We start from the raw sequence: 17,325 nt of genomic DNA, 5'->3' as shown, positions 1-17,325 counted from the left end.
TATTTTACTTTATGATATCAAATTAATATCAATCATGTATCAAGAAAAAATAATCAACCCACCATCAGGCTACTTAACATTCGCCTTGTTTTTAGCCCTTTTAGGTGCTGCCGTATTCTGTTTTTTTACAGAAAGTTTTATCTGGGGCGGCTGTATCCTGGCCTTCAACTTCTTTTTGGTTCTGCCCGGCCTTATTATCAACAACCCTAACGAATCAAAAGTATTAACCCTATTTGGCAAGTATGTGGGCACCGTAAAAACCGATGGCTTTTTCTGGGTAAACCCATTAACCACCAAAAGAAAGGTATCGTTAAGGGCAAATAACTTAAACGGCCAGCAGCTAAAGGTTAACGATAAACTGGGCAACCCCATCGAAATTGCTGCAGTGGTGGTTTGGAAGGTAAACGAAACAGCAAAAGCCATTTTTTCGGTCGAAAATTACATGCAATATGTAAATATACAGAGCGAGGCAGCTGTAAGGCATTTGGCCAACATTTTCCCATATGACCATGCTGAAGGCGAAGAAACCAGCATTACATTGAAAGATGGTGCCGAAAAAGTAAGCGAGCTTTTGGAGAATGAACTGAACGAGCGCCTATCAAGGGCAGGCATTGAAGTCTTGGAAGCGCGGATTTCGCACCTTGCCTATGCACCCGAAATTGCAAGTGCCATGTTGCAGCGCCAGCAGGCCACAGCGGTTATTGCCGCCCGTAAACTCATTGTTGAAGGTGCTGTAGGCATGGTAGAAATGGCCCTCGAAAAATTATCGCAAAAAGGAATTGTTGATCTGGATGAAGAACGCAAAGCAGCCATGGTAAGCAATTTACTGGTGGTACTCTGTGGCGACCGCCATGTGCAACCCGTGGTAAATACCGGTACCTTATATAATTAGGATAATGGAATTTGAGGAAAAGCAAAGCCTGAAACTTTGGTGGCTCTACATTCTTGTTGCCATTGATGCGGTGATGATAGCCAGTATTGTACTTTTTGATAAAGGTGGGATGAGCTTTAATGATTTAAAGGCAGTTTATTTTGCTCCACTTTGGGCGGTAATACTCCCATTCGCCATCATCTACCTTATTCAAAAGAATGTGCTTACCCTACAGATTAGCCAGTTGGGCATTGCTTACCGTTATTTCCCTTTCAAAAGAAAACTAAAATCCCATAAATGGGAGGAAATTGACAAGGCCTACATTACCAATTATGATGCCTTTGGCGATTATGGTGGCTTTGGTGTTAAAAACCGGCTTTGGTTTAAATTTAACGACAAGGCCTATTTACTAAACGATAAAAACAAAGGGATACAGCTGGAATTTAAAAATGGCAAAAAACTCTTGTTCAGCTCCAACAGGATAGATGAACTGGAAATATTCCTCATTAACCTAAAAACAAGGTATAATATACAGGCAATACAATAAGGATGGCAGAGAAAGATAAAAAAGCTTTTGTATTAAGAATTAGTCCTGCTTTATTAAAGGAAGTAGAAACCTGGGCTGCAGATGAATTTCGCAGCACCAACGGGCAGATTGAGTTTTTGCTTAACCAGGCAATAAAATCTAGAAAAAAAGGTAAAGCGAAAGAGGAATAGTTAGACTTCCGAAGTTTTAAAGCCCCGAATAGGGATAAACTCGGAAGTCTACAATTGTTACCAATCAAACCTCGCAGTTTTTTAAAACCTGCGAGGTTTATCCCCTAACGCAAAACCCACTGAGCCATTAGACTTCCGAAGTCAGCCGGTGCATTGGCTCTTTTAGGCTTCAGAAGTTAAAAAAAACAAGCAGCCCCGAAGCATGAGGGCTACAGCAAACATCAGGGCTAAACTGGCCGAAGTATTACAGGTTTTGCTTTTCAAAAACGTATTTAAAACCTGATAGTAATGAACGTGCTAAAATCTTGTTTTTAACGTTATCTTTAAACGTTATGGGCTTTGGAAACCTGAGGGGTTTGACTAACTTAGCGGCCTAACCAAAAATTCATAAAATTTACGTTAAATGAAAGAAGTTGTAATCGTATCAGCTGTAAGAACACCCATTGGCAGTTTTGGAGGCGCATTAGCTCAATTTTCTGCTACCCAACTGGGTGGTTTCGCTATCAAGGCCGCTATTGAAAAAGCAGGATTAAACCCCGATCAGATTCAGGAAGTATACATGGGAAATGTACTATCGGCCAATTTGGGTCAGGCACCGGCCACGCAGGCTGCAAAGTTTGCCGGCTTACCAGATTTACCTGCTACAACCATCAATAAAGTATGCGCATCGGGCACAAAAGCCATTATGCTTGCCGCACAGAGCATTGCCAACGGCGATAACGACATTATTGTTGCCGGCGGAATGGAAAGCATGAGCAATGTACCCTACTATTTGGATAAAGCCAGAAATGGCTACCGTTTAGGCCACGGACAACTAACTGACGGGTTGGTGAAAGACGGTTTATGGGATGTTTACAACGACTACCACATGGGATCGGCAGCCGAGCTGTGTGCCACCGAATGCAACATCAGCCGCGAAGCCCAGGATGAGTTTGCAATTGAATCGTACAAAAGGGCGCAAGCTGCACAAACATCGGGCAAATTTGCCAGCGAAATAATAGCCATTGAAGTTAAAGACCGTAAGGGCGAAATTACCCTGATTGATACCGACGATGAACCTACTGCGGTTAAATTTGACAAAATACCTGCATTAAAACCTGTTTTTAAAAAAGATGGAACAGTAACTGCGGCAAATGCCTCTACATTAAATGATGGCGCAGCGGCATTGGTTTTAATGAGTGCCGATAAAGCCAAGGAACTGGGCTTAACCCCTTTGGCCAAAATTTTAGGCTATGCCGATGCACAACAGGCACCTGAGTGGTTTACGACTGCTCCTTCCAAAGCGATTCCACTGGCCTTGCATAAAGCCAATATCGATATTAAAGATGTAGACTTTTTCGAGATCAACGAAGCTTTTTCGGTTGTTTCTATCGCCAACAACCAACTGTTATCGTTAAAAAATGAGCAGGTTAATATTAATGGCGGTGCTGTTTCTTTAGGTCACCCGCTTGGTGCATCGGGCGCAAGGATTGTGGTTACCCTCCTTTCGGTACTGGCACAAAATGACGGAAAAATAGGTGTTGCCGGCATTTGTAATGGCGGCGGTGGTGCAAGCGCTTTGGTAATCGAAAAACTATAATCTCCAGATTTTATTTATCTTCGGTTAGCATGAAGTTTCTCCGGTTCCACATCCTTTTGTGTTTTTGTTTATTGAGCCTTGGCCTAAAAGCGCAGCAGGGCAACAATAAGTTAATTGTTTTTCAAGATTCGCTGATTAAACTATCGGGGAATGTTTTGGCCACGCAAAGCGATGCAGAAAAGCTCGATATTAACGGAAAGTTTGTAAAAACATTGGTTGAAGCACTAAAAACACCGAATTCTTTTGCTTTCCCATTCGATTCGTTAAAGAACATATCGGTAATCAAATCTCCGGATCAGGCCTTTAGGATTTTGAGCTGGTATGTTCAGCTCGAAAATGGCACCTACCGTTATTATGGTGCCATCCAGATGAATACCAAGGGCGGTCCGCTGAAGCTTTATCCACTGATTGATCAGACCGAAAACCTAAGCGATCCTAATATCATAACCAATAACCAAAAATGGCTGGGTGCCAGGTATTACGAAATTGTTCCGGTAACCAGTGGAAACCGCCTACCCTACTATATACTTTTGGGCTGGAAAGGAAATACAACGCTCACCACCAAAAAAATAATCGATGTACTTTCATTCGATAAGGACAATGTCACCTTTGGCGCCCCTGTTTTTGACGGAAAAGAATTAAAAGGAAAAAACAGGGTGATATTTGAATATGCCAAATCGAATGCCATGACCTTAAAAACCGATACAAAGGCAGGAATGATCGTATTCGACCACCTTGAATCCTTCGATCCGGAAATAAAGGGCAAATTTGAATTTTATGGTTCGGACGGTACTTTTGATGGTTTCAAAATTATTGGCGGGCGGTTGAAACTTCAGGAAGATTTAACCTTAAACAACGATCCAAATGCCAGCGATGAACTTTACGCCGATCCGAAGAAAAATGTAAAACCGATCAGAAAGTTTTAAGAATTAACAAAACTTAACAACATCATTACCACAGAGCTTACTTAAAAATTTGTGAGTTTGGCAATAGCTGACTATATTGCGCCCTGCTAACTAGCTTAAACAACACACAAATTCTGAATTCATAAATTAAAACCAACAAATGTTTTATGCAAACATCTAATGAAACCATTAGTATTGACCATGATAAGGAACTAGACCTCCATTTAGAAAGTCAGGGCGTATCCAAAGAAAAATTATTTAGCCACCCGGTTGGCCTTTTTGTACTTTTTTTTACCGAAATGTGGGAAAGATTTAGCTACTACGGGATGCGGGCTATTTTGGTGCTCTTCCTGATTAGCGATTTAAGTAAAAACGGCTGGGGATGGCCACGGCCAGAAGCTTTGCAGCTTTATGCTATTTATACAGGTTTAGTATACTTTACACCAATACTTGGTGGTTTAATTGCCGATAGATTTACAGGATATAGAAAAGCTGTTATCATCGGCGCTTTTATTATGACCCTAGGCCACGCAGCTATGGCTTTAGAAGGCTTTAGCACCAACTTTTTCTATGCAGGTTTACTGCTGTTAATTATTGGTAACGGCTTTTTCAAACCAAACATTTCTTCTATTGTAGGTAAATTATACCCGCCAATAAGCGATAAAAAAGATAGTGCATATGCTATTTTTTACATGGGTATTAACTCTGGTGCTTTTATTGGTATGTTAATGTGCGGTTATATTGGCGAAAAAGTAGGCTGGCACTATGGTTTCGGACTTGCTGGTGTATTTATGCTGTTCGGTATGCTTCAGTTTTATTTTGCACAAAAAATATTTGGTGTAATCGGTGCATCGGTTGATGCAACCAAAAAAGTAGAAAAAGCAGATCCAACGGTTGAAGAAATCCCTAAAAAAGTAAGAAGCCAACGTTTATGGGTGATTGCTATCCTATCTATCTTTACCATTTTCTTTTGGATGGTATTTGAGCAGGCTGGCGGTTCAATGACCATTTTTGCCAAAGATTATACCTTAAGAAATTTAACCGGCGGTGCAGCCACTACTTTTAAATGGGTAGATAGTATCCTTACCATATTCCCTTTGGTGGCGGTAACTTTTGTACTGCTATCATTGGCAGGAAAAATCTTCAAAAAATATCCGGCAACCATACTTTTTACCTTATTAAGTTTTGCCATTATCTGGGTTTTGGCCATCTGGAAAGTAAGCCGCGAAATCGGTTCGGTAACTACCGAGGTTCCAGCATCATGGTTCAGCGTATTAAACTCTTTCTTTATTGTATCATTAGCGCCAATTGTTTCTAAAATATGGGAAACTAAGTTTAACCCTAGCGGACCTGTAAAATTCGGCTTCGGGTTAATTTTTGTAGGTATCGGTTTCGCAGGCCTGGCTTATGGCGGTTCGGCTATTCCACAGGGTGCTACATCGGCACAGGTAAGCTTGTTCTGGCTGGTGTTTGCCTATTTCTTCCATACGGTAGGCGAGCTTTGCATTTCTCCGGTAGGTTTATCTTATGTGAGTAAACTTGCACCGGCCAATTTAGTAGGCTTAATGTTTGGGGTTTTCTTTACCTGTACAGCCATCGGAAATTACCTTGCAGGTGCTACAGGCTCATTGATCGATAAAATCAGTAGCGCTTATTCTATTTCGACATTCTTTTTAATTTTCACCATCATACCAATTGTAGCTGGTTTAATCATGTTTGCATTAAGTCCATTGTTACGCAAATGGATGCATGGTGTTCATTAAACGAAAAAAATAATTTTAACCTAAGAGGTTGTACCGTAAGTAAGAACTTTGATTCGAATTTGTCACATTGAACTTGTCGAAATGCTTTTCCAAGGCATTTAACCAAGTGTTTCGACAGGCTCAGGATGACAGTTTTATACTTAGGATACAGCCTTTTTAATTTTTAGTCTCATTTTAATGGAAAAAACAATTTCAATAGAAGAAATTCAAAATTTTGAGGGGAAATACCCAAAACAGCTCTGGTACTTATCGCTGGTAGAAATGTGGGAGCGTTTCTGCTTTTATGGGATGCGCGGTGTATTGGCCTTTTTTATGGTCGATCAACTGGGTTTGAGCGATCAGAAATCAAACCTGCAATACGGGGCAATACAGGCTTTCGTTTATGCTTTTACCTTTATAGGCGGTATTTTTGCCGATAAGGTTTTGGGCTTTAGGAAATCGTTGTTTTGGGGCGGCTCATTAATGATTATCGGAAACCTGATTCTGGCTTTTTCGCCGCACGATCTATTCTATATTGGAATTACCTTATCTATTGTTGGAACAGGCTTTTTTAAACCGAACATTTCTTCAATGGTTGGCGAACTTTACCACGAAAAAGATAACAGAAGAGATGCCGGTTACGGACTTTTTTATGCAGGCATTAACGTAGGCGGACTTTTAGGCGGCGCCATGTGCATTTACCTGGGCAAGTACTACAACTGGCATTTGTGTTTCCTATCTGCTGCATTGGTAATGGCTTTCGGTTTGGGTACTTTCATTTTCACTAAAAAGCATTTGGGTCCAATAGGAAATTCGCCTTTGCTGCACCTTAAAAAAGCCACTCAAAAAACATCAGAAATTGCTGTATATACAGGCTCTATCCTGTGTATCCCATTGATTTATATCATGGTAAAGAATACGGACTATACTGACTATTTTATGTATACCATTGGTGTGGTGGCCCTGGTTTATTTCCTGTTCGAAACCTTTAAAATAAAAGATAAAAAAGCACAGTACAAATTGCTTGCTGCTTTCATTTTCATCTTCTGTTATTTCATTTTTATGGCCATATCGGAGCAGAGTGGCGGTTCGCTTTCTTTATTTGCAAAAGATAACCTCGACCATAAAATCCTCTTTTTGAATATCGATCCAAATGTGGTTAACAATAGCGTTAACTCTTTCTTTGTAATTGTTTTTAGTCCAATCGTAGGTATTTTATGGCTGGGCCTTTACAAACGCAAAATAGAACCCAATACGGTTGTAAAGTTTGGTATAGGTTTCCTTTTATTGGCCTTGAGTTTTTATGTTTTTTATGCAACCCGGTTTTTCGCCAACGCACAGGGCATTAGCTCTTTAAATGTATTTACCTTTGCTTATTTACTGTTAACATTGGGCGAGCTTTGCCTGGGGCCAATAGGCATGTCGATCATTACCAAACTTTCGCCTAAAAAGATGTTTGGTATGATGATGGGTTTATGGTTTTTATCGAGTGCTTTCGGACAATTGGCCGCCGGAAAACTGGGTGCAGAAATGTCGAGTATAGAAAATGCTTCGTTAACAACCAAATTAATGGCTTATACAGAAGGTTACAAATCGCTTGCCCTATACTCGTTAATATCTGGGTTAGCTTTAATCCTCTTTTCGCAGTTGGTTAAAAGATTAATGCAGGAAGTTAGATAGGCTTAATTTCTGAACCATGTAAGGCATGTAAGATTCATATAACTTTAAACCTTAAATGTGCTCATGTGTCTTATATGGTAAAAAGCAGTTGATTTAAAGCGTCCACAATTCAAGGAAAAATCGTGATGATTCCATATTAAATCTTTACTTTCGCATTTTGAAAGCATAACATAGCTAAAAAACAAGGCTCCGGGCTTACATTACATAAAAAAATCAGCATAAAAGTGTCAGATAGCTTAGTCATCATCCCCACCTACAACGAGAAGGAAAACATCGAAAAGATCATCAGAAAGGTTTTTTCTTTAACCCAGCCTTTTCATGTCTTAATTATTGATGATGGTTCTCCGGATGGAACTGCCGACATCGTAAAATCGTTGCAGAGCGAATACGAAGGGCATTTATTTATCGAAGAACGTGCCGGCAAGCAGGGATTGGGTACGGCTTACATTTACGGCTTCAACTGGGCACTGCAAAGGGCATATGCATACATTTTTGAAATGGATGCCGACTTTTCTCATAACCCAGATGATTTGGCGCGCTTACGCGAAGCATGCATAAATGGAGCTGATGTAGCCATAGGTTCTCGCTACGTTAAAGGTGTTAATGTGGTAAACTGGCCTATGGGCAGGGTTTTAATGTCGTACTTTGCCTCTATGTACGTCCGTTTTATTACCCGCATAAACATTCAGGATGCTACTGCTGGTTTTAAATGCTACCGTAGAATTGTACTGGAAACCATTCCACTTAATAAAATCAGATTTGTGGGTTATGCCTTTCAGATTGAAATGAAATTTACGGCCATTAAATTCGGTTTTAAAGTGGTAGAGGTGCCCATTATCTTTACCGACCGTACGGAAGGAACGTCAAAAATGAGCACCCGTATTTTCAGGGAAGCTTTTTTAGGTGTAATCCAGATGAAATTTTGGAGCTGGTTTAGGGATTATAGTAGGAAATCTGAAGTCGGAAGTCCGAAGTCATAGTTCCGGCCCAATTCTTCAGTCAGGAGCTTATTGCTTACGGTCAATGGTTAATAGTTTTATAGCTCATCGTTAATCATCCATAACAAATGGTTCTGACTTGGGACTTAGCTACAGACTCAAGTCTTACCCTGCGATTCCCTTATCATTGTGCCAAAATCTTGTCCTTTATCCATGGCTTTAATGGTCATTACAATTCTTTTTGTGCGCGTGGGTTCCGTTTTGGCCTGGTTGATCCAGTTGATATAATAGTTTTGATGCGATTTAGGCTGTTTGAGAAAATTCTGCATTAAGTGTTCTTCTTCCGATAAACAGATTTCCAGATCTTCCGGCATTTCAATCTTAAAATCTTTATCTTCTTCTAAATAAAGTTCGATGCTTGCGCCGGCCTCTTTCTTTAATTTTTTACGGAGCTCGCCTTTTAGGGCAATAATAAAATCGCCCTCTCCCATGGGGATGGTTGCCAATCCGGCTACTTCCAGCTGATCTATTTTGCCTTTTACCCTAAAGCTTCTTTTGCAACCGGCTTTTATCCCGTTAGCTAAAGCGGCAGGAATAAATACATAACTCCAACCGGTTTTTTCGCCCATGGTTTCGAAACGCTCTATCTCTGCTTTAAAGTGGATCATGGCTTAAAGATAAAAATTAAGTTTTAACTGATAAACGATTAAATCGTTAGGTTATTGATGCACGGGTTAGAAACGCGCGCAAGCGTATTTTGCAAGCATTTTTACCATATAAGAAACTTTAGGAAAGTAAATTACCCTTACTATTCTTCAACTATGTTACCAATCTATACCAAATATTATTCGGCTCAAAAAAAAGCCAAATCATGAGCCGAATAACCAAATTATTCGGCTCATGACCAAAATAAATAGGTTAAAACAAAGAATTGATAATGTTTCAAAGGGCTTTCCAAAATGGCTAATGAATACTCGTCTCTAATTTTAGATCCAATCATATCCTTTTTATTTAATCAATCGCTACCGGGTTCATCTGAATATCCAGTTTGGCAAATTTTAACACCTCGATACTTTGAAAGCCGAAATCTTCAACCACTTTACCTAAAATAAGGTAACAGCCTTTTCCTTTAAAAGGGTACATGGGTGTGGTATTCGGGAAATGAGTCGTATCAAAAAAATCGCCATTGGCATCTAAAAAGGTACCGAACCACATTTTGGTATTTTTGACGGTATGTACGGTTTTTTCGCACACATAATTGCCCACCATTTTTACTGTTTTGCCAAGGTGTTTATGCATATCTGCGGCCATGGTATCGCCACGGTAAGGTGTTTTTAAAAAATCGAACATTTTATAATTAAGCGGATAACCCAGCAGTTCTAATTCAGTATAGGCATTTTCCAGTTGCGAATCGGCCAGTGCAGGGAGCTGATAGGTTTTGTAGCTTAACTTAAAAAGTTCGGCATGGTTTACTTTCTTCTGTTTAAAACCGAGGTAATTGTGTACATCCCAAAGCAGGGTTTTGCGGTCTTTCCCGGTAAACCTTAAGGCGCCCAGGCGGATTAAAATAATGGTTTGTTCGAGCGAAATGCAGGTGCGTTTTACAAAGTCTTCGAGATCGGTGTAAGGACCATTTGCCCTGCGCTCGTTAGGGATGTTTTTAATGTTTTTTTCTTCCAGTCCCTGGATACCGATAAAACCCAGGTAAGCATCTTCGCCGTTTATATTCACCACCTCATCGCTTTGGTTAACACAGGGCAGATGTACCCTTGCCCCTGTTTTTTGCAGCTCATGAACGTAAACCCATCTGCTGTAAAAGCCACCGTAATTATTAAGCACGGCCACCATAAATTCCATTGGATAATACGTTTTCAAATACAGGCTCTGGTAACTCTCTACGGCAAAAGAGGCCGAATGTGCCTTAGAGAAACTATAACCTGCAAAAGACGAAATCTGCCGCCATACTTCGTTGATCAGCTCTTCGGAGTGGCCTTCTTTTCTGGCCGAAAACTTAAACTTGTTCACCAGTTCTTCAAAAGCAAGTTTAGAACGGTATTTACCGCTCATGGCTTTACGGAGAATATCGGCATCGGCCAGATCCAGACCTGCAAAGTAATGGCAAACTTTAATCACATCTTCCTGATAAACCATTACGCCGTAAGTTTCGCTGAGCCGTTCTTTCATTACCCCGCAGAGGTATACCACTTTATCGGGTGCATGGTAACGTTCGATATAGGATTTCATCATTCCAGAACTGGCTACACCGGGGCGGATAATGGAACTTGCCGCCACCAGGGTGAGGTAATTATCGCATTTCAGCTTTTTAAGCAACTGCCGCATGGCTGGCGATTCGATGTAAAAACAACCAATAGGCTGCCCTTCTTTAAGAATGCCGTTTAATTTCTGATCATCTTTAAAGGTTTTAAAATCGTGGATATCGATATCCCTTCCTTTATTCTTTTTGATGAGCTGTACAGCCTCGCGGATGTGCCCAATACCCCGCTGACTTAAAATATCGAATTTTTCGTACCCAATGGCTTCGGCTTCGTACATATCCCATTGCACGGTGGGAAAACCTTTTGGCGGCATATCCAATGCGGTATAATAGGTAATCGGCTCTTCTGAAATCAAAATCCCACCGGCATGGATAGAGCGCTGATTGGGCATACTCTTCATGTACTGGTGTACGGCCAATAATTTTTGATAAGTGCTGTTTGCTGAATTTTCGCGCTCTTTGGTAGGGTCGGTAAAGCTATCTATCTCCTCTTTTGGCAAACCCAGTACCTTACCTATTTCGCGGATAATTGCACGGTCTTTAAAAGTACTCATGGTACCCAGAAAAGCCACATGCCATTCTGGATAGGTTTTAAAAATATACTTTTGTATGGTTTCCCGCTCATCCCACGAAAAATCGATATCAAAATCGGGCGGACTGGTTCTTTTCTCATGCAGAAAACGTTCGAAATACAGGTCGAGATCAATCGGATCTACATCGGTAATGCGCAAGCAATAGGCTACAATGCTGTTGGCGCCCGAACCACGCCCAACGTGATAAAAACCACAATCTTCCATTGCATAACGGACAATATCGTAGGTGATCAGAAAATAGGCACAGAAATTTTTAAGTTCGATAATCCGCAGTTCTTTTTCCAAACGTTCTACGGCTGTGGGATTATTTTCGCCATAACGGTATTTAAGGCCTCTTTCGGCCAGCTCGCGGAGCATTTTTTTATCGCCTTCAATGCCTTCATCGGTATAAAAAAACTTGTTTTTGGAGGAGGGCACAGGTTTATCTTCGAAGTAAACGCTTAAGTCGCAACTGTTCAACAGCTTTTGTGTATTCTGTACAATAAAAGGATACTGCTTAAACTGCTGCGTAAGTTCTTCTTCGGGGATCAAAAATTCATCAGGGTCGCATTTTTGCTCATCAGGTACTTTACTTAATAAGGTGTTCAGTTCTATCGCCCTTAAATACTCGTGCAGCCGGTAAGTAATTTTGTTTCCTACGGTAACGGGATGCCACACCAGCAGTTTTTCTTTCTGCTTTAAAAGCGGATGCCGGTACAAAAGGCTGAGCTGTTTGGCACGGATACCCACAAATTCATTTTCTTTTAGGGCTAGGCTGAAAGATTTTCGAAAGGGATAAATGATGTACGTATTATCCATTTGTGGCGGTGTTTCTGGCAGTGGGATATGGTTGATATTGTGCAGGCTTAAAAACTCGTTCAACTCGCGCATCCCTTCCCTGTTTTTGGCAATCCCTACATACAATAATCTGTTATCGGTTCTAAACTCAATACCTGCTGCAGGTTTAATCTGATATGGAATGTTGCCCCTCTGTATTTCATCAGCTTCTTTGGCAATACCCTGTTTATAGCACGCACGGATAAACTCTACCGCCCCTGTTGAGTTATTGATATCCGTTAGTACCATTTGATGGATGCCCAAACTTCGTGCAGCTGCAATTAACTGCTCAATGCTCAGGGTACCATATTTTAGGCTATATGATGAATGAACATTTAAAAACATCAGTCGTAAGATTTAGTGCCCGTGGTTCCTTTTTCGCTCATGAAGCTTCTTATTTTTGAACGTTTCTTTATTTCCGGCTCTTCTTCTTCGGTATTCTCGATCAAAATTTTCTTTTTGCGTGGATTGTACTTAATTACCTTTCCTTTTTCATCGCGTGGTGGCTGGGTAACAATACAGGCTTTTACTACGGCTTCGGCACCGAAATTATTGCGCACCTTATCCATAGCCTGGTAAAGATTATATTCTTCTTCGGCGATGTTATACAGGCCAATCTGCTCATAACCGCTTACCAAATGCGAAAGCTTTACCCCTACCAACCGGAGCAACATGCGTTTGGAATACACTTTTTCGAACAGGCTATGGGCCTTGCTGATCAGAAAGGAATCGAGCGAAGTATAAGGAATACGTTCTTGCTGGGTAACGGTTTCGAAATTGGTGTAACGTACGGTTATTGTGATGCAGGCCGTTAGTTTTTTCTGGTTGCGCAGCTGGAAGGTTAACCCTGTTACCATGCCGGTAATAATGGCTTTTAATTTGGCCATATCCATGGTATCGCTTTCAAAAGTGGCCTGTGTACCGATCGATTTTCTTTCGCGGTAGGGAACCACAGGGGCCAGATCAATCCCATTGGCTTTTTGCCATAAACTTAAGCCATGCTGCCCCAATATTTTAAACATAAGCTGTTGGGGAATCTGGGTAAGGGTAAGGATTTCGCGGACGCCCATTTCGCTCAGTTTTTTATAGGTGGCATGGCCAATACCCGGAATTTTGTGGATAGCGAGGGGATCGAGAAAGGGCCTCAGTTCTGGATAGGTAACCTGTAATTCGCCACCAGGTTTTGATTCGTTGGTGGCAATTTTAGCAACTGTTTTGTTAACGGAAAGTCCGAAAGAAATAGGCAGCTTCATTTCTCTGATAATGGTCTGCCGCAGCTCTGACGCAAATTTCATGCAGCCAAAAAAGCGGTCCATACCGGTCATATCGATATAATGTTCATCAATACTGGCTTTTTCAAACAGCGGAACCTTATCGGCAATGATTTCGGTAATTTCGTGCGATGCCTTGGAGTATTCTTCCATATCGCCTTTTAAAAATATAGCCTGTGGACAAAGTAGTTTTGCGGTACGTCCGGGCATAGCCGAGTGGATACCATACTTTCGGGCTTCATAACTACAGGAGGCCACTACGCCCCTATCGCTACCGCCACCGATGATTACCGGTTTGCCTAGTAGTTTAGGGTTTTTCCTGATTTCTACCGATACAAAAAATGCATCTTGATCCATGTGAATAATCTGCCTTTCTTTATCCATTACTGTACTATTGGGATGATTGAAAACAAAAATACTAATATTTTTAGTTTTTAAGGTTGATTAAATTTAAGGATTTTTGAACAAAATACTAACATTTTTAGTTTTTTTTGAGATATAAGATAAAAGAGTGGTATGCTAAAATGGTATGAATTGATGGACTTTACATTTTACATCTTCCATTTTTTTGACCATTAAGGGATTAAGGACATTAAGAGTAACGACTAGGGACGGAATAAAACAAAAAATGCCTCCGGTTAAAACCGGAGGCAAAATGTATTCAAACTGGTTGCCAATATGAGTTTCAGCGTTGTCAGCTTTCTAGCAAAATGGCTATTAAAGCTGACAACTCCTGCTGGCCTTATCATCCCGCTGAGACCTTTTTATGTTTTTTTTTCAAGGAGGTGCTGAAAACAAAAAAAATGCCTCCGGTTAAAACCGGAGGCAAAATGTATTTACACTGGTTGCCAATATGAGTTTCAGCGTTGTCAACTTTCTAGCAAAATGGCTATTAAAGCTGACAAGTCTTTTTATTTACTGTTTTACAATCTTAAACTCGGTCCTTCTGTTTAGCTGGTGTTCTGCATCTGTACAGTCTACACCATTTGCACATTTGTTCAGCAACTGGGTTTCGCCGTAACCTTTGGCTGCGATGCGGTTTTTATCGATCCCCCTGGAGATGATGTACTGCACAGCAGATTCGGCTCTTTTCTGTGATAGGCTGAGGTTGTAGCCATCCTTGCCCCTGCTGTCGGTATGCGAACCAAGCTCGATCCAGATGGTTGGGTTATCTTTCATGATCTTTACCAGCTTGTCCAGTTCTACCGCAGCATCTGCACGGATATTCCATTTATCGAAATCGTAGTAGATATTCTCAATCCTGATGGCTTTATCAATTACAATAGCTTCGAGGTGCAGGTCCTGCTCCAATACGGCCGAAGTGGTAAGGCCAATGGTTGCCAGGTTTTCTACATCCGAACGGTAGCCTGTTTTTTCTGCCGTAACATTGTATTCTGCCTCTTTGGCCAGGTTAAATTTATAGCCACCGTTATCATCGGTTTCTGTTTTTAAAATGCCTCCGTTAACCTTCGTCAGGGTTACCAGTGCACCGGCGATAGGCTGGTTGCTCCCTCTATCAAACACCCTGCCCTCCAGTTTAAAGGCCAAGATCATTTTCTGGTCGATGGTATAAATGTCATCGCTGCCCACACCGCCATCGCGGTTGGAAGAAAGGTAAACAATACCGCCTTTTTCGTTCAGGCTAAAGCCAAAATCATCCTGTGGTGAGTTGAAAGGATAGCCCAGATTTTCTACCCGGCCTATTTTTCCACCTTCTCTTAAAGCCTGATAAACATCAAGTCCACCCATGCCAACCCGTCCATCGCTCGAGAAATAAAAATTGTCTTTTTCATCAAATACCGGACTGCGGTCGTTCCCTTCCGTATTCACTTCTTTCAGGTTGATCGGCTTGCCCCATTCTCCGGCATCTGTTTTTAGGCACACGTAGATATCGGTACCGCCAAGCCCGCCAGGCATGTTTGAGGCAAAGTAAAGGCTGTTGCCATCGGTGGTGATAAAGGGATCGCCTACCGAATATTCGTTTACGTTGTTATAGGCAAAGGAAACGGGTTCGCCCCATTTGCCATCACTGCCTTTTGTGCTGCTGAAGATCTCTACATTGACCGTTGTGGGCTGTTTTTTTAAGCGCTCCAGTTCATCGGAGATCCTAGTCAGGGTAAAGTACATGGTACGGCCATCGGCGGTAAAGCTTGCCGAGCCCACATGGTACCTGGTACCGGCCTTGATGGGGAACAGCTGCAGGCTATCGTTCGGTGAAGCCTTGAAGTACAGTTTCAGGTAACCGTTACCGGTCCAGCCGTAAACCTGCTTATCGGGTTCCTTCGATCCGTCGAACCTTAAAAAAGGCCTGCCCTCGCTGCTCTCCAGTTTGCTGTCCGACCTATCGGAGGTAAACACCACACCGCCCTGGTAATTAACGGCGCCCCAGTCTGACTGGCTGCTGTTCAGCGCTTTCTGGTTTACCAGCTCTATCTTTTTTGGGTTTTTGATCCATTTCAGTGCCGAATCGCAGGAAGCTACCCAAACGGCCTGCTGCTTTTCGGAAACATCCTTCTTTTTTTCGATATAGCTCAGGTACTGTACTTTGGCCTCGCTGTATTTAGAATTGCCCTGCAGCGCCCTGGCATAACCCAGGGTATTTTCGGGACTGCTGCCCGGCATCTTCGCCGCAATGGCATACCAGCTCTCGGCCTGTTTGTAGTTGTACACCATTGCGTAGGCACTGGCCAAACGCTCTGCCGCATGCAATGTCGCTTTCTTTTTATAGGCCTGCTCGTACAGGTCTATCGCTTTGCTGTAGTTGAACAGCCCGTATTGTTTGTCAGCATCTTTTAAAACATATTGCGCATTTGCCGAAAAACCAAGGGCAAAGAAACAGTATGCAGAAAAGCAGGTGCCTATTAAAATTTTCTTCATTATGTTGTTTGGATAGTTGGGTCTAAAATACAGAAATAATGTTTAAAACACCCTTGGTGTAGCCAATCTGATGTTCTGTTTGATAAAAGAATAAGCAATCGAGATCTCGTGCGTACCACTGCTATAGCCCTGCAACGGCCCGATCGAAAAATCGTAGCCATAACCGATCCTGATCTTTTCGGAAGGAAAAAGCTGAATTGCCGCCACAGCAGAGTTTCTTGGCGTAAGGTCTTTCTGCAGGTAACTTTTATCGTACAGCTTTACACCGGTACGGTAAGAGCCGCCAACCCATAAAAAATCTTTGATCAATAAAAAAGCATTCAGATCCAAACTCGTCGGACCGCCACGGTCGTCCTTCAACAGGAATGAGGGTTTGATCTGAAAGTCCTCAGAAAGCGGAAAAAGTGCCCCGGCTGTTAGGTAATAATGCGGTTTGGGCTGTGGGATAAAGGCGTAACGGTCGATATTGATGTAGGTGGCAATCAGGTTATCTACCGAGAAGCCCGCATAATATTTATCGTTGGCAAAGTACACCCCTGCCCTTGCATCGGGTACAATGGTGCTCTGCATGCCCACCGGCTGGTTGGGCTCGGGATTGTTCGGGTTCAGCATGGAACCATCAATGCCCAGCTGCACCATGCCCACACCAAGGCCAAGGGCCAGCCTTGAGCTGCCATCATCGTTCATGGGGATGCGGTAGGCATAGTTGCCGTAAATGCTCAGGTTGTTCTGTGCACCCAGTTTATCGGCCGCCACCTGCAATGCCAGACCCACGTTGCCGCTGTTGGCAATGGCATCTACCGCAAGCGACATAGACCGCGGGGCACCGGTAATGCCCGTCCACTGGCTACGGTAAAAACTGTGCACGTTGAGCACTTCCTTATAACCGGCATAGGCCGGATTGATATAGATCCCGTTGAACATGTACTGGCTGTACTGTGCATCCTGCTGTGCAGATGCGGGGTGCCAGAGCAGCAGAAACGAACCTGCTAGTAAACCTATTAATTTCTTCATCGTCTTAATATCTTAAAGTACAGCCAGATTAAAAACCCGGCTGTACT

Annotated in this window: 13 protein-coding genes; 8 read left to right on the top strand and 5 right to left on the bottom strand. The window is 42.1% G+C overall.

Annotated features, from left to right (window positions below; translation table 11 throughout):
- The first annotated feature begins 34 nt into the window (after positions 1–34).
- The 8 genes from ACS5PU_RS16205 (at position 35) to ACS5PU_RS16170 (ending at position 8,474) form a co-directional block, all read left to right on the top strand.
- A complete protein-coding gene (locus ACS5PU_RS16205; protein WP_439460203.1) occupies positions 35–892 on the top strand; it encodes an SPFH domain-containing protein in 858 nt (285 codons plus the stop codon).
- 4 nt (positions 893–896) lie between these two features.
- Positions 897–1,418, top strand: a complete 522-nt coding sequence (locus ACS5PU_RS16200; protein WP_439460202.1) for a hypothetical protein — start codon at positions 897–899, stop codon at positions 1,416–1,418.
- A gap of 2 nt (positions 1,419–1,420) precedes the next feature.
- Entirely contained in the window at positions 1,421–1,588 is a 168-nt protein-coding gene (locus tag ACS5PU_RS16195; RefSeq protein WP_439460201.1) for an Arc family DNA binding domain-containing protein, read from the top strand.
- 403 nt (positions 1,589–1,991) lie between these two features.
- Entirely contained in the window at positions 1,992–3,167 is a 1,176-nt protein-coding gene (locus tag ACS5PU_RS16190; RefSeq protein ID WP_439460200.1) for an acetyl-CoA C-acyltransferase, read from the top strand.
- 29 nt (positions 3,168–3,196) lie between these two features.
- Entirely contained in the window at positions 3,197–4,093 is an 897-nt protein-coding gene (locus ACS5PU_RS16185) for a hypothetical protein (RefSeq protein WP_439460199.1), read from the top strand.
- 146 nt (positions 4,094–4,239) lie between these two features.
- Positions 4,240–5,835 (top strand): peptide MFS transporter, encoded by a 1,596-nt coding sequence (locus ACS5PU_RS16180; protein ID WP_439460198.1) that lies wholly within the window; start codon positions 4,240–4,242, stop codon positions 5,833–5,835.
- A gap of 177 nt (positions 5,836–6,012) precedes the next feature.
- Positions 6,013–7,494 carry a peptide MFS transporter gene (locus ACS5PU_RS16175; protein WP_439460197.1) on the top strand — a complete coding sequence of 494 codons (1,482 nt, stop codon included), beginning with the start codon at positions 6,013–6,015 and terminating at the stop codon, positions 7,492–7,494.
- A 224-nt stretch (positions 7,495–7,718) separates the two neighbouring features.
- Positions 7,719–8,474, top strand: a complete 756-nt coding sequence (locus tag ACS5PU_RS16170; protein WP_439460196.1) for a polyprenol monophosphomannose synthase — start codon at positions 7,719–7,721, stop codon at positions 8,472–8,474.
- Positions 8,475–8,590: 116 nt separating this feature from the next.
- Here the strand turns inward: ACS5PU_RS16170 and ACS5PU_RS16165 are convergent, their stop codons facing one another.
- The 5 genes from ACS5PU_RS16165 to ACS5PU_RS16145 form a co-directional block, all read right to left on the bottom strand.
- Positions 8,591–9,100: a YdeI/OmpD-associated family protein gene (locus tag ACS5PU_RS16165; protein ID WP_439460195.1), complete on the bottom strand. Its 510-nt coding sequence runs from the start codon at positions 9,098–9,100 to the stop codon at positions 8,591–8,593.
- A gap of 343 nt (positions 9,101–9,443) precedes the next feature.
- Entirely contained in the window at positions 9,444–12,461 is a 3,018-nt protein-coding gene (locus ACS5PU_RS16160; RefSeq protein WP_439460194.1) for a DNA polymerase III subunit alpha, read from the bottom strand.
- Positions 12,461–13,771 carry a DNA polymerase IV gene (gene dinB, locus ACS5PU_RS16155; RefSeq protein ID WP_439460193.1) on the bottom strand — a complete coding sequence of 437 codons (1,311 nt, stop codon included), beginning with the start codon at positions 13,769–13,771 and terminating at the stop codon, positions 12,461–12,463. The genes ACS5PU_RS16160 and dinB overlap by 1 nt, the downstream gene beginning before the upstream one ends.
- A gap of 531 nt (positions 13,772–14,302) precedes the next feature.
- The gene (locus ACS5PU_RS16150; RefSeq protein ID WP_439460192.1) at positions 14,303–16,264 is read right to left on the bottom strand and encodes an OmpA family protein; all 1,962 of its coding nucleotides are present in this window, start codon (positions 16,262–16,264) and stop codon (positions 14,303–14,305) included.
- A 42-nt stretch (positions 16,265–16,306) separates the two neighbouring features.
- Positions 16,307–17,278, bottom strand: coding sequence for a PorP/SprF family type IX secretion system membrane protein (locus ACS5PU_RS16145; protein WP_439460191.1), 972 nt, complete (start codon positions 17,276–17,278; stop codon positions 16,307–16,309).
- Between the last annotated feature and the right edge of the window lie 47 nt (positions 17,279–17,325).

Source organism: Pedobacter sp. GSP4 (genome assembly GCF_051857575.1).
Lineage (GTDB): Bacteria > Bacteroidota > Bacteroidia > Sphingobacteriales > Sphingobacteriaceae > Pedobacter.
Note: the sequence above shows the minus strand (reverse complement) of the source record. Positions and strands in the feature narration are given on the sequence as shown.

Coding starts and splice junctions, on each gene's coding strand:
- ACS5PU_RS16205 (WP_439460203.1), top strand. CDS start 35: ATGTATCAAGAAAAAATAATCAACCCACCATCAGGCTACTTAACATTC.
- ACS5PU_RS16200 (WP_439460202.1), top strand. CDS start 897: ATGGAATTTGAGGAAAAGCAAAGCCTGAAACTTTGGTGGCTCTACATT.
- ACS5PU_RS16195 (WP_439460201.1), top strand. CDS start 1,421: ATGGCAGAGAAAGATAAAAAAGCTTTTGTATTAAGAATTAGTCCTGCT.
- ACS5PU_RS16190 (WP_439460200.1), top strand. CDS start 1,992: ATGAAAGAAGTTGTAATCGTATCAGCTGTAAGAACACCCATTGGCAGT.
- ACS5PU_RS16185 (WP_439460199.1), top strand. CDS start 3,197: ATGAAGTTTCTCCGGTTCCACATCCTTTTGTGTTTTTGTTTATTGAGC.
- ACS5PU_RS16180 (WP_439460198.1), top strand. CDS start 4,240: ATGCAAACATCTAATGAAACCATTAGTATTGACCATGATAAGGAACTA.
- ACS5PU_RS16175 (WP_439460197.1), top strand. CDS start 6,013: ATGGAAAAAACAATTTCAATAGAAGAAATTCAAAATTTTGAGGGGAAA.
- ACS5PU_RS16165 (WP_439460195.1), bottom strand. CDS start 9,100: ATGATCCACTTTAAAGCAGAGATAGAGCGTTTCGAAACCATGGGCGAA.
- ACS5PU_RS16160 (WP_439460194.1), bottom strand. CDS start 12,461: ATGTTTTTAAATGTTCATTCATCATATAGCCTAAAATATGGTACCCTG.
- dinB (WP_439460193.1), bottom strand. CDS start 13,771: ATGGATAAAGAAAGGCAGATTATTCACATGGATCAAGATGCATTTTTT.
- ACS5PU_RS16150 (WP_439460192.1), bottom strand. CDS start 16,264: ATGAAGAAAATTTTAATAGGCACCTGCTTTTCTGCATACTGTTTCTTT.
- ACS5PU_RS16145 (WP_439460191.1), bottom strand. CDS start 17,278: ATGAAGAAATTAATAGGTTTACTAGCAGGTTCGTTTCTGCTGCTCTGG.